This window comes from Pseudomonas sp. AC172, assembly GCF_979258595.1.
Map to the genome: position 1 here is coordinate 6,112,769 of NZ_OZ409868.1, position 12,785 is coordinate 6,125,553.

Consider the following 12,785-nt stretch of genomic DNA (forward strand, 5'->3'; position numbering starts at 1 on the left):
GGTTCCGCTCTTACAGCGGGTCACTTTTTCAGACGCCAAAAAGTAACCAAAAGGCTGGGCCCCGGCGTTCGGCCCCTCGCTGGGGCTCGGGGTTCCTTCGCTCCGGGATCGATCCGGGGGCATCGCTTCCGGTTTGCTTCGCTGCACCTCCTTTCGATGTGTTCGACTTCGTCGAACGGCGCTGCGCGCCTACCCCCCGGATCAATCCCTGCGCTCAGCCTGCCGAAGGGGCCAGCAGATCAAAAGCTGCAGCCGAGCTAACGCTCATCCTGTTGAGTGGTTAGGAGCGGGTGAGGGGCTTTTGATCTGTTTCAGAATCTGAATTCGACTCGGTATTTCATGTCGGCGTAGCTCTCCCAGACAACGCGGTCAGTCCCCTCTCCCTCCGGGAGAGGGCTAGCGTGAGGGGCTTTTGATCTGTTTCAGAATCTGAATTCGACTCGGTATTTCATGTCGGCGTAGCTCTCCCAGACAACGCGGTCAGTCCCCTCTCCCTCCGGGAGAGGGCTAGCGTGAGGGGCTTTTGATCTGTTTCAGAATCTGAATTCGACTCGGTATTTCCCGTCGGCGTAGCTCTCCCAGACAACGCGGTCAGTCCCCTCTCCCTCCGGGAGAGGGCTAGCGTGAGGGGCTTTTGATCTGTTTCAGAATCTGAATTCGACTCGGTATTTCATGTCGGCGTAGCTCTCCCAGACAACGCGGTCAGTCCCCTCTCCCTCCGGGAGAGGGCTAGCGTGAGGGGCTTTTGATCTGTTTCAGAATCTGAATTCGACTCGGTATTTCATGTCGGCGTAGCTCTCCCAGACAACGCGGTCAGTCCCCTCTCCCTCCGGGAGAGGGCTAGCGTGAGGGGCTTTTGATCTGTTTCAGAATCTGAATTCGACTCGGTATTTCCCGTCGGCGTAGCTCTCCCAGACAACGCGGTCAGTCCCCTCTCCCTCCGGGAGAGGGCTAGGGTGAGGGTTGCCTTTTGGCTGTTTAAATTTGTCGCAGATAACCGGAACCTTCCCACACGGTTTTCAGGTTGTCCGTCGGACGTGCGCTCTCTAGTCTCTGGCTGTCGCTGAACACTCAGCGATCGGGTGTGAGAACCCGGCAATTTATGGTCATCCAGTTTCTGTGCACGCATAATCGCCGCTAGCTTGTCTGCTGTCTGCAATGTGTCATGGCGGCTGTGTGCGGGCAGACTTCGGTCTGGCCGGGTGTCCATAACCGGTATTCTCACCCCGCATACAGCTGCCACCTATTGCCCCGTGAGAATGGCAGTGGGTGGCGGCAAAGACTTTGGAGTTGTTTCAATGGACAAACTGATCCCCGACCCACCCACCGAACCCACCACCCCGCTCGAAGAAGCCATCCGCGTCGACAACCTCGCCAAAAACCGAGAAGCCATCAAGCGCGCTCTGGACTTCTATCTCTGCCCCGAACCCGCAAAACCCCGCCAGCCCAGCACGATGTTTCTCATCCATCCGAAAATCGATAGCGAAAGCCTGCTTGCTCACGCCTGCGAATCCCTGGCTTCGGCCAATACGCTGGCGGGTAACTTTGCCGATCAACTGGGGCGGCCCGAGCGCAATACCGCGCTGGCGATTCAGCAGATCATCATGCTCGCCGAACTGGCAGTAAACCGGGCACTGGATCGGGTGGATCCGCAGACCTGAACCGGCTGAAACACCGCGTCATCGTTCTTCGCCAGCAGGCTGGCTCCCACAGGTGCAATGCATTTCAAAAGGTGGGAGCGAGCCTGCTCGCGAAAGCGCCCGCAAGGTCACCACATCACTAATTCCTGGTCTCGATCTTCCCACCCGCATCCGGATCATAAAAATCCGGAATCTCATATTTGTACTTCTTCAGCCAGCGCTGCATCGCCAGATCCCGTTCGGTCGCAGTTGCCGCTTGTGGCTTGGGCGAGGCGGCTTTGTTGCGGCTTTGCAGGACCAGCCAGCCTTCGGTTTCCTGTTGTTGCGCCGAGGCGGGGCCGGCGTCGATGGCAGCGGCGCTGAGGGGCAGGCTGAGCAGGGTCAGGTAGCACAGGCCTTTGAAGGGATGCATGGCTGTCTCCTTATTTGAGCGATGACGGCAACGGGTCAGCGACGGCGGCCACTTGATTGCTGGTGGCCGGTTTGGCTTTGACCGGGGCTTTGAGTTTTTCTGCGCGCTCCTGGGCTTCGGTGAATTGTTCCGGAGTCAGTTTCGCGCGGCTGACGATTTCGGCGGCTTGTGGCCAATCGTTCTGGTACAGCAGCAGGGTGACCATGTTCAGGGTTGCCAGTTGGTTGTTCTGCTTGAGTTCGATGGCGGTGAGGAACTCGAAACGGGCGTCGTTCAGGCGCAGTTGGTTGAGGTAGACCACGCCGAGGTCGTTGCGGATTTTTTCGTCGGTGGGGGCGAGGCGGGCGGCGCGTTGCAGGTGAGCCTGGGCCTGGCCGTTGTCGCCGCGGGCGGCATAGAGTTGGCCGAGGCCGTGTTCGGCTTCGGCGGTCAGGCAGCCACCGAGCAGGCCGCGGTACAACGGTTCGGCTTCGCTGCGGCCGAGCAGGCGGTAGACCTTGGCTTTACGCAAGCGCACTTCGCTGATGTTGTCCGGCAGGCTTTGCAGGTTGGCCAGGCTGGCGTGCAGTTTGCCATCGCTGGCCAGGTCGTCCGCGAGGTTCAGGGCCAGTTCCTGCTCCTGAGTCATTTTGCTGCAACTGCTCGGCGACAGCAGCGCTGTCCACGGTGCCTGGCCGTCGGTGGCGCAACCACCGAGCAGCAACAGACTTGCCATGACTATCAGTACTTTCATCAAACGCTCTCCATGAGCAAGGTCAGTTTGCGAATGCCCGGGCTATCGCGGTGAAGCCCGGGCCGGCGAGGACGATCAGCAGTGCCGGAAACAGAAACAGCATCATCACCACCGACATCTTCGCCGACATTTTCGAAATGTATTCCTGCAAGCGGGTCAGGCGCCGGTCGTCCAGCAGTTGCTTGAGCGCCAGCAGCGATTTCATCGCGCCGCCGCCCTGTTGAATCAGTTGCTGGAGGATCACACAGGTGTCGCTGAACTCGTCGACGGCGAGCATCACCGCGGCTTTGTTCAACTCCTGGCCGAGCTCCAGGCCGCTGTCGACACGGGTCAGGATCAGGCGCAATTCGCTGGTCAGTTCCGGCAACAATTTTTGCGCTTCAGTACTGAGTACGCGCAGGGCTTGTTCGACGGCCATGCCGGATTCGAAAAGGATGCGCAGCAGTGGAATGAACGTCGACACCTCCACGGCGATGGTTTTCTGCCGCCGCGTCGCTGCGTAAGCCAGCAGACGCTTGGGCAGCAGATAGCCGCCACCGGTGGCGAGCATCGGCACGATCCAGCGGTTGTCAGCCTGCGGGAAAAACACCTCCTGCAGAAAAATCGCCAAACCCAACGTCAGCAACGGCGTGCCGATCTGGCAGGCGGCGTACAGCGCCCGTTCGCTGGAGCGGCGCCAGCCGATGCGGTTGAGCAGGGTCTGGGTTTCGCTGTCGATGCTCACCGAGCGTTGCCCGAACTTACTGCCGCCCAGTGCGCGTAGCCAACTGCCGAAGCGGTTTTCACGCACCAGATGCCCTTGCAAGCGCTGATTGACCTGACGCACCCGACGCCGTTCGGTCAGCAAGTGATTGACCACCAGCAGCAGGGCGCCGAGCAGCAGCATGAGAGCGGCGAGGTAGACCATGTCAGACGCTCCGTAACATGCGCCACAGCGCGAGGCTTCCGAACACTTGCAACACGGCGGCGCTGATCAGCATGTGCTGCCCGCTCGCGTCGTTCCACATCCCGAGCATGTAGCCGGGGTTGGTCAGCATGAAGTAACTCACCAGCAGCAACGGCAACGAACCGAGTACCCAGGCGGTCATGCGCGTTTCGCCGGTCAGCGCGCGCAGTTGCCGCGCACCCTGGTCGCGTTCGCGGATCAGTTTGATCAGGTTCTCCAGCAGCTCGCTGGCGTTGCCGCCGTAGCGGTGGTTGACCTTGAGGCCGAGGGCGAACATGCGCAGTTCGTCCTGTTCATACAGCTCGGCGAAATCGCTGACCGCGTCGGGCAGGTTCACCCCCAGTTGCACGTTGCGCTGGACCCGGCCCATGGCTTTTTTCAACGGATCTTCGCTGGCTTCAATGCCGCCCATGACCGCGTCGCTCAGGGTGCGCCCGGACTTCAGGCTACGCACGGTGTGATCGAGCAACTGCGGCAGTTGCTCGATCATGCGCTTGATCCGGCGCTGGTAAAGGAAGGCGATGTACAGCCGCAACGTCAGTGGCGGTAAGAAGATCATCAGCAGCAGGCCGACCCAGTCGGCGAGAAAATAACCCAGCGACATCGCCAGCGCCCACAGGCTCAGCCACAGGCCGAAACGCTCGGTCGGGCGGCCCAGTCCGGCACGCAGGAACATGCGTTCAAGTCCGACCCACACAGGTTTTTCAGGCGCCAGTTGCGGTTGTCCGGCGGCGAGTCGGTTGAGGACTTTTTCCGTGGCAGTCTTGCGCAAACCTTGCAGGAACAGGCGAATCGACAGCCCGAGCAACATCAGGCAGATAACGATGAGAATGATCGGTCCCAGCATGCTCGGTGCTCCTTGCCGTCAGCCCAGATGCGTCTCGTGGCGCAGCTTGTCGCCGGCCGGATTGACGGCTTCGCGCAGGAAGCCGAAGCCCGTGCGGCGGTCGAGGCGGAACAGGGTGTTGGTGACGTAGACATCTTCGCGAATACCGACCACTTCCACCACCTCACTGACGCAGCGGCGCCCGTCAGGCATGCGCGTCAACTGGATGATCACGTCGAGGGCGGCGCAGATCATCTGGCGCAGCGTGCGTTCGGCGATGGAACGGCCCGTCAGGCCGACCAGTGTTTCCAGGCGCAGCAGGGCATCCTGCGCATTGTTGGCGTGCACGGTGCTCATCGAACCGTCGTGACCGGTGTTCATCGCGGTGAGGACGTCGACCACTTCGACGCCGCGAATCTCGCCGAGGATGATCCGGTCGGGGCGCATCCGCAGGGCGTTACGGATCAGGTCGCTGGCCTTCACTTCACCGTGGCCTTCGGCATTCGGCGGGCGGGTTTCCAGGCGCACCACGTGCGGGTGACCGAGCTGCAATTCGGCGACATCTTCGATGGTCACCAGACGTTCATGCGGGTTGATCAACTGGCTGAGAATATTCAGCAGCGTGGTTTTGCCGGTGCCCGTGCCGCCACTGATCAGGATGTTGCAGCGCTTGCCGACCGCATCCTGAAAAAACTCGAAGATCGACAGGTCGATGGTTTGCATCGCCATCAGGTCGCTGCTTTTGAGCATGTCCTTGCGAAATTTACGGATCGACAGGCATGGGCCATCGAGGGCAATCGGCGGAATGATCGCGTTGACCCGGCTGCCATCCGGCAGGCGCGCATCGACCATCGGCGAAGATTCGTCGAGGCGCCGGCCGAGTGGCGCGAGGATACGCTGCATCACGCGTTCGACGTGATGCGCGTCGATAAACCGCAGGTCACTCTGGTGCAGCACACCGTCGCGTTCGATGAACACCCGGTGCGGGCCGTTGACCAGAATTTCGGTCACCGACTGATCGCGCAGCAACACTTCCAGCGGGCCGAAACCGGTGAGTTCGTCGACGATCTCTTCGGCCAGCCGCTCCATTTCGTAGCGAGAAATTGCCAAGTGCAAACGTGCGATGTACTCGGCGACTTTGTCGGTGACAAATTGCGCGAGTTGCTGGCGTGAACCTTCCAGCAGGTTTTTACCGGACTCTTCGAGGGCATCAATGATGTAGCGATGCAGGACCAGTTTCAGGCCTTCGTGATCGCTGTTGCCGACGCCACTGCGGGGTGTCGCGCCGAAGAGTTTTTCTGCGCTCATGAGGTGCCTCGCAAACGGTCGAACCAGGTCACTTTGGGCTTGGCCAGGCCTTCGGAACGTTTGGCCAGACGTTCGCCGAGGGCGCGCAGGCTCTGGGTGAGTTTTTCTCGCGGGGCCAGTTCGAACAGGCTTATGCCCTGATTTTTGGCGTTGAGGCGCACTTCTGGAGTGAGGGCCAGCGTGGCGATCACTTCCAGGTTGAAGGTCTTGCCGAGGGTTTCCGAATTGGGCGCGACGTTGCTCAGGTAGCGGTCGATCAGCAGGCGTCCGTGGTCGAGCTTCATGCCTTTTTCCCGCCACAGATTGAGCACGGCGAGGTTGCGTCGGCAGTTCAGTACGTTCTGGTCGGTGTACCAGAGCAACTTGTCGCAGTGGCTGACAAAGGTGCGCAATGCTTCGCTATCGGTCTGTCCGGTGAGGTTCACGACGATGTGCTGGAAGTGCTGGCGCAAGGCGCTGAGCAACATGTACAGCTCGGCGGCGCTGGTGTTTTCCAGCGGCTCGTCGTTGCTGGCGTAGGCGAGAATCCGCAGGCCGGCTTCGGCACTGGTGAAGGCGCTGTCGATCAGCGTGGCGTCGAGCCTTCGCAAGTGGCGCAAGGCATCGCCGAAGTGAAACGAACTCTCAAGCCCGAGCAGGGCGAGGCTGTCACCGCGCGGCAAACCGAGATCAAGCAACAAGGTCTGCTGACCGCTCTTTTGCACCACCAAGGCCATGTGATTGGCCAGCAGTGCGCCGTCGGAACTGCTCTGCACGCCATACATCACCGTGAGGCCACCCAGTTGCGTGTTCGGTGCCACGGGCGGCAGGCGTTTGCTCAAGCGCCGCACCAGCCCGGCGACTTCACTGGAACGCGAACCGTAGGCGACAAAATCCCGGGCGCCGGCGCGCATGGCATTGAGCACCAGCTGATTGTCCATGCCGTCACCAAGGGCCACGATCGCCAGCATCGGTTTGGCCTCCAGCGCGCCTTCGATCAACGCGCTTTGGGCGACCACGTGCTCGCGATCAAGGCCGACGAACACAAGATTGGCAAAGGTCACGTCCACCAGCGCGAGCAGTTCGTCGAGGCTGCCGCCACCGGCGCTGACCACCTGGCCCAACGGTGCGAGCGCGCCTTGCAGCCACTCCAGATCGGTGCTGTTGCGGGTGATGGCGAGAAAGGTCTGGCTCAGGCTCTGGCTCATTGCGATAACCCGCTGCGCTTGTCGAAGTTGCCGTTTTCAAGGAAGAACATGCGGTAGAAATTCGGATCGTAATTGCGCAGTTTTTCGCCCGGTAGCGACGGCAGCTGCGCATCGGCGGCCAGTGGCTGGACCAGATGCGGGGTGACGATCATCAACAGTTCGCGTTCTTCGCGCTTGATCTGCGAGCCTTTGAAAAAGGCGCCGAGCACCGGGATGTCGCCGAGGCCGGGAAACTTGTTCACTTGCGAACTGTTGGTGGTGCTGATCAAGCCGCTGATGACGAAGCTTTCGCCATCGCCCAGCGACACGCTGGTGTCGGTGCGGCGGATGGTCAGGGCGGGCACGGTGGTGCCGGCGATCTGCACCGCGTTGCTGAAGTCCAGCTCACTGACTTCCGGAGCGACCTTCAAGGCGATGCGATCGCGGCCGATGATGGTCGGTGTCAGGGTCAGGCGGATACCGAATTCCTTGTATTCGATCGAGACGCTGTCGCTGCCGGAACTGGGCACCGGAATCGGAATTTCTCCGCCGGCCAGAAAGCTTGCGCTCTGCCCGTTCAGTGCCACCAGACTTGGCCGCGCGAGGGTATAGGCGAAGCCGCTGGTCTCCAGCGCATTGATGATCGCCATGGTCTTGCCGCCGACCCACGAGAAGTTGAACAGCGAGTTGTCCACCGGCAGGCGGGGCTGCGGCACACCATCAATCGGTGGCAGGGTGCCGGGCGAACCAAACAGAAAGTTGCCGCGCGTGCCGATCAGTGAGGCGGTGGCTTCCTTGAGTTTGGTGCGGCTGACTTCGACGAAACGGATGTCGGTCTGCACTTGCGACGGCAGGCTCGGGTCATCCGAGGGTAGGGTGCCGGTCATGGCGGCAGTGGCGGCGCCTTGAACAAAGACCATGCTTTGGCGCGGCTCGCTTGAACACGACGTCCAGACCATCAGGCTGGTGGCCCCGGGCGCCACACCGGTGAGCAAAAAGGACGAACTGCCGTTGGCGTGCACGTCGGCAATTTTCGGATCGCCAATCGCCAGACGGGTGATCGCCACCGGCGACTGCACGTCTTGTTGGAAGCCTTCGCCGATTTCGATCACCGGCGGCATGCGCCCCAGTGCCGAACAATTGCCGAGTGCTGCCAATGCGGCGTCCATCGACAGTCCCATCAGTAGCAGGGCGCGCAGCATGGATTTGAATGTCGGCCTGAAACGACTCTGCATGCCCTTGGATCCTTGCGCAGTCATGGGTTTTGTTGGGTGATCTGATTGCCGCGAATGATTTCCACGGCAGGCCTCGGGGCTGCGCCGGAACCACCGCCAGTAGGCGCTTTCGGTCCGGCACCCAAGGCCAGTTGGGTGAACTGGAAGAGTTGGCTGTTGGCGGTGTTCAGATGTGCCGGCGCCTGAGTTTCGCCGGCCCAGTATTTGGCCAGACGTTGTTCGTCGCTGCTGCGTACGGCCAGACGCAAGGTGCCGACTTGCGTTGCCAGCATCAGTCGGCTGAGCAGTTGTTCCGGCACCGCCAGCACCACGGTGCGCGCGGCGATGCGGCGTTGATCCTGTTTGAGTTTTTCCTCGGTGCTCAGGGCCGGCGAGGCCGGTTGGCCGTCGTTGGTCAGTCCATATTGATCGCCAACCCCGAGCACGCGCATGGCCGGGACGACGATCTGCGCCGACTGTTCGAGATTGCTGGTGTCCTGGCGCAGATACAGCAGCACATCGACGTAATCGCCGGGGATCAGTTGTCCGGCCGCGCCGATCACTTCGTCGACGGCCACGGTGAGGGCGCGTTCATCACTGTGAATCATGCGTGCCAGTGAGCCGCCGGCAGTGAAGCTTTCATCGTTCAGCCAAGTGCCGGCGCTGAGGTGCCGCCAGGGCGTGCGGCCGACGGCCTGATCGACGTTGCTCAAGCTGCCGGCCGGTGCGCTGCGCAGTTTTTCCACCGCGACATCGGCTGCCGTCAGCGCGGTGAACGGCGGTACATCGTGCAGCAACACCACCACCGGTTGGCGAGTCTGGTCTTCGGCGATCGCGACAGTTTTTTCAACGGTGACGGCTGTGGCAACCGGGGCTTCGACGACGGGTGCCGGCTGACGGCTGAGGACCAGGCCCCAATAGCCGACAAATATGGCTCCCAGTAAAAGTACGGCTGCAAGGCCCATGGTGACGCGACTGTTCATGACGGCTCTCCCTTTCCTGCTGCACTACCCACCGCACTTGCTTACGAGAGAAGTTCCCAATCCGGCAGCTATGAACATGCAACTATTTCGCTATTTCCACGCTAGCTGATCCGAGCCAAAACGCCATTAGTGACAGGAAAATAACCCACTAAAGTATGAGTCTTGGCCAATTAACAGCAGCAATCGGCAACTTCGCGATGTGATTAATCCTTTGTGATTAATCCGTTCTTACAGTTGTTGGGTGGGGCTTTGTTGACAATGCTCAAATGGCACGGTGGAACCTTGCCGCTGTAATGCGACATCGGCGCCAGAGGCGCGAAGGAGTGGATGTATGTTCCAGATGATTGTTGATTATTTGATGGCCCGAGTCCGTCTGTTGTGCAGAAACGAGGAGGCTGCTTCGGCTATTGAGTACGCGATCGTGGTGGCGATGGTGGCTGTGGTGGTTGTGGCATTCGTCACCCCGCTGGGTAATCGGGTGCTGTTTTACTTCAACAACATCCTGACCGGACTGGGCGGCACTGCCGTGACCCGGCCTTGACCACTGAGGAGAACTGCGATGCTCTTTGAGTACCTGATGATTCGTGCCCGCAGTTTCCTGGCCAACGAAGACGCAGCATCGGCCATCGAGTATGCGATTGTGGTAGCGATGGTAGCGGTGGTCGTCATCGTGTTCGTCACGCCGGTGGGTGGCCGTGTGCTGGTCATGTTCAATAACCTGCTGGTAGCGCTGGGCGGAACGGCCGTGTCGACCACGCCTGCACCGTCGCCCTGAGCTGAACGAAGCTCAATGCCCGGCGAATGTCGGGCTACACTCGGGTTCACTTTCAGTTTTCAGGGATTGCCCATGACTGCTTCCTCGCTGCCGCGCCAACAGTTGCTTCTGGTTGACGATGAAGAGGACGCGTTGCTGGAGCTGGCGGAGTTGCTGGAGGGTGAGGGGTTTGTCTGTCATACGGCGACGTCGGTGAAGCTGGCGTTGCATCATCTGACGCGCCATCCCGATATTGCGTTGGTGATTACTGATTTGCGTATGCCGGAGGAGTCCGGGATGTCGTTGATCAAGCGCTTGCGTGAACATACCTCTCGGCAGCATTTGCCGGTGATTGTGATGTCGGGGCATGCGGATATGGAGGATGTCAGTGATTTGTTGCGGTTGCAGGTGGTGGACCTGTTTCGCAAGCCGATTTATTACGTCAGGTTGTTGGAGACTCTGGATAATCTGTTTCCCAAGCCTAAGGTTCAGGTTGGCTGAGGTTGAACTCGGCGGCCTTTGGGCCGACCGTGCTTTGGGGTGTTTTTGGTGAATATCCGTTTTTTTGGGTGTTGCGGCTGGCGGTTTCGCCCTTACGGCGAGGCACTTTTTCCAGACGCCGAAAAAGTACCCAAAAAGGCTTGCTCCTACGTGCGGCCCACTCGCTAAAGCTCGGGGTTCCTTCGCTCCGGGATCGATCCGGGCGCAGCGCCTACGGTTTGCTTCGCTGCACCTCCTCTCGCTGTGTTTGGCTGCGCCAAACGGTCGCTGCGCTCCCACCCCCGGATCAACCCCTCCGCTCAGCCTTCCGACGTCGCCCGTGGATCAAGATCAAGAGCTGCAGCCGAGCTAACGCTCATCCTGTTGAGTGGTGAGAAGCGACGCGGTGCGAGGTGGGCTAACCGACCCATTTCTCTCTGTATGCACCAGTTCAATTGTGGGAGCGAGCTTGTTCGCGAAGGCGGCCTGACAGCCGACCCATTTCTCTCTGGATGCACCTAATTCAACTGTGGGAGCTAGCCTGCTAGCGAAGGCGGCCTGCAAGCCGACCCATTTCTGCCGGTTGTACATTCCACCCGCCGTTGCCGAAGCCTCCTTGGCGTTTCAGCTTACAACTGATAACTGAAACTGATGCTGTACCGGGGCTTGCGATTGAAGGTGTCCAGCGCTTCATCCGACATCGCCTTCGCCGCCTCCAGCGCGATGTTGTAGTACTTGGCATCGCCAAAGCGCAGCCCTATTGCCGCCGATGACAGATTGTTGGCCCGCACCGGCAATTCGTTGAACCAACTGCGCGAGCGATCGAGCACGACATACGGTTGCAGGATGCGCACCCAGTTGCCGTCGCGGTTGAAGCTGTAGTTGACCTCGTACGCCACACCCCAGCCCTTGTCGCCGGACGCTTGATCGTCGGGATAGCCGCGACCGAAATTCTGCCCGCCGAAAACCGCGCGTTCGCTGTCGGGCAGGGTGTCGTCACTCCAGTACAGCGCGGCGGACAGCACGCCTTGCCAGTTGTCGAAGAACTTGTCGCTCTGTACGCCAGACAGCCGCACCCGAAAGAAGTCCAGGTCGATGGCGTCGTTGTTGGTTTTCGCGCCCATGCTGTCGAGGCCTTGGTACACGCCGCCGCTGAGGATTCGGAGTTGCCGGGCGTCGGCCTTGCGCCAGTCGCTCTCGAAGGCGAGGGCGCGGATGTCGGTGCGTTCTTCAACACTCAGCGGGAAGCCGATCACGTTGTAGCGGGTCTTGTCGTTGACCGCGTAAAGCCTTGATCCGGCGGTCAGCAGTTCGTTGGAGGCGGCAATCAGCGGCAGCGTGATGCCGATGGAGTAGCGATCGTTTTCGCGGTGCGGTTTGAGTTGCAGGCCATTGTCGAGCAGCACATTGGTGCCGGGGTCGGCGCGGTAGCGTGAAGCCGACAAGGCCAGTTGCGCGCCCTCGTCATTGACGAACTGGTTGTAGTCGAGGCGGTAGTAATGTTCGTGATCGTCACCAGGTGGAAACAGGCCACTGAGCGTCAGTTGCTCACCCATCGATGTTTGCGAGTTGCTGCTGACGCCGAGCAAGGCCTGGGTGCCGTTGCGGTTGTCTTCGGTGGTGCTTAGCGTGCTGGTAAAGGGTTTGCGACTGGCCTGGGCGACCAGCGTTGTCGCGCCGTCGGTGGTACCGGGCGGTGGTACCTGGGCCTGGATCGTCACGCCGGGAATACGCGTCATCAGGGTGGTGTAGCGCTCGAAGGTCTTGCGGGTCAGCGGCCGTTCGGCCTGGATTTTCGCCGCCAGTTTGTCGAGCAGGTTTTTGACCCGGCCAACATCGCCCTGGATCTGGACGTCGCGTACGTAGCCTTCCACCAGTACCACGCGCGCTACGCCGTCATTGAAATTTTGCTGCGGCAAGAACGCGTAGGACAGCAGATAACCGTCCTGCTGATAGCGCCGGGTGATGCTGCGGGTGGCTTCGATCAGCTCGGCGAGGTTGCTTTGGCGGCCGATCAGGGGCTTGTAGATTTCAGCGAGTTCGTTGAGCGGGTAGAGGGTTCCGCCTTCGATCTGCACGGTTTGCAGATTGATTTTGGTGTCCATCAACAGGGGCTGCGCGGCGGCTGCACCGGCGTCCGGCACTTGCACCGGTGTGGCACTCGGTCGATAGGCGTCCGCCGGCAAGTTCGGCACCGGCAGGTTGCGGATGGTTTCATTGCTGTTGAGAAAGCTCGGCAGGGTGTCGGCGAGGGCGGCGGAACTGAGACTGAGGAACAGCAGGGATGCCATTACGCGCATAGGACACTCCATGGTCAGATCAC

Annotated in this window: 13 protein-coding genes; 4 read left to right on the forward strand and 9 right to left on the reverse strand. The window is 60.5% G+C overall.

The features are described from left to right. Nucleotides 1-1,298 precede the first annotated feature (1,298 nt). Complete coding sequence (locus ACZ0A4_RS27490) at nucleotides 1,299-1,661, forward strand: DUF6124 family protein (protein ID WP_463577084.1); 363 nt, start codon at nucleotides 1,299-1,301, stop codon at nucleotides 1,659-1,661. A gap of 118 nt (nucleotides 1,662-1,779) precedes the next feature. On the opposite strand, the gene ACZ0A4_RS27495 is transcribed toward ACZ0A4_RS27490, so the two are convergent. From ACZ0A4_RS27495 to cpaB, 8 genes are read right to left on the reverse strand one after another with little or no spacing between them, the layout of a single operon-like run. Beyond that, nucleotides 1,780-2,052 (reverse strand): DUF3613 domain-containing protein, encoded by a 273-nt coding sequence (locus ACZ0A4_RS27495; RefSeq protein WP_463577086.1) that lies wholly within the window; start codon nucleotides 2,050-2,052, stop codon nucleotides 1,780-1,782. A 10-nt stretch (nucleotides 2,053-2,062) separates the two neighbouring features. Further along, nucleotides 2,063-2,785, reverse strand: a complete 723-nt coding sequence (locus ACZ0A4_RS27500; protein WP_463577088.1) for a hypothetical protein — start codon at nucleotides 2,783-2,785, stop codon at nucleotides 2,063-2,065. A 22-nt stretch (nucleotides 2,786-2,807) separates the two neighbouring features. Next, complete coding sequence (locus ACZ0A4_RS27505; RefSeq protein WP_463577090.1) at nucleotides 2,808-3,692, reverse strand: type II secretion system F family protein; 885 nt, start codon at nucleotides 3,690-3,692, stop codon at nucleotides 2,808-2,810. 1 nt (nucleotide 3,693) lies between these two features. Next, the gene (locus ACZ0A4_RS27510; protein ID WP_463577092.1) at nucleotides 3,694-4,578 is read right to left on the reverse strand and encodes a type II secretion system F family protein; all 885 of its coding nucleotides are present in this window, start codon (nucleotides 4,576-4,578) and stop codon (nucleotides 3,694-3,696) included. Between the two features lie 18 nt (nucleotides 4,579-4,596). Then, on the reverse strand, nucleotides 4,597-5,865 hold the full coding sequence (locus tag ACZ0A4_RS27515) for a CpaF family protein (protein WP_463577094.1): 1,269 nt from the start codon (nucleotides 5,863-5,865) through the stop codon (nucleotides 4,597-4,599). After that, a complete protein-coding gene (locus ACZ0A4_RS27520) occupies nucleotides 5,862-7,052 on the reverse strand; it encodes a pilus assembly protein (RefSeq protein WP_463577095.1) in 1,191 nt (396 codons plus the stop codon). The genes ACZ0A4_RS27515 and ACZ0A4_RS27520 overlap by 4 nt, the downstream gene beginning before the upstream one ends. Beyond that, complete coding sequence (locus ACZ0A4_RS27525; protein ID WP_463577097.1) at nucleotides 7,049-8,266, reverse strand: type II and III secretion system protein family protein; 1,218 nt, start codon at nucleotides 8,264-8,266, stop codon at nucleotides 7,049-7,051. The genes ACZ0A4_RS27520 and ACZ0A4_RS27525 overlap by 4 nt, the downstream gene beginning before the upstream one ends. Nucleotides 8,267-8,286: 20 nt before the next feature. Beyond that, entirely contained in the window at nucleotides 8,287-9,228 is a 942-nt protein-coding gene (cpaB, locus tag ACZ0A4_RS27530; RefSeq protein WP_463577098.1) for a Flp pilus assembly protein CpaB, read from the reverse strand. Between the two features lie 331 nt (nucleotides 9,229-9,559). On the opposite strand from cpaB, the gene ACZ0A4_RS27535 reads away from it, so the two are divergent. The 3 genes from ACZ0A4_RS27535 (at nucleotide 9,560) to ACZ0A4_RS27545 (ending at nucleotide 10,483) form a co-directional block, all read left to right on the forward strand. Continuing rightward, complete coding sequence (locus ACZ0A4_RS27535) at nucleotides 9,560-9,769, forward strand: Flp family type IVb pilin (RefSeq protein ID WP_108227240.1); 210 nt, start codon at nucleotides 9,560-9,562, stop codon at nucleotides 9,767-9,769. 18 nt (nucleotides 9,770-9,787) lie between these two features. After that, complete coding sequence (locus ACZ0A4_RS27540; RefSeq protein ID WP_123596029.1) at nucleotides 9,788-10,003, forward strand: Flp family type IVb pilin; 216 nt, start codon at nucleotides 9,788-9,790, stop codon at nucleotides 10,001-10,003. Between the two features lie 72 nt (nucleotides 10,004-10,075). Then, nucleotides 10,076-10,483 (forward strand): response regulator, encoded by a 408-nt coding sequence (locus tag ACZ0A4_RS27545; protein ID WP_093430277.1) that lies wholly within the window; start codon nucleotides 10,076-10,078, stop codon nucleotides 10,481-10,483. A 608-nt stretch (nucleotides 10,484-11,091) separates the two neighbouring features. On the opposite strand, the gene ACZ0A4_RS27550 is transcribed toward ACZ0A4_RS27545, so the two are convergent. Then, nucleotides 11,092-12,762, reverse strand: a complete 1,671-nt coding sequence (locus tag ACZ0A4_RS27550; protein ID WP_463577102.1) for a ShlB/FhaC/HecB family hemolysin secretion/activation protein — start codon at nucleotides 12,760-12,762, stop codon at nucleotides 11,092-11,094. Nucleotides 12,763-12,785 lie beyond the last annotated feature (23 nt).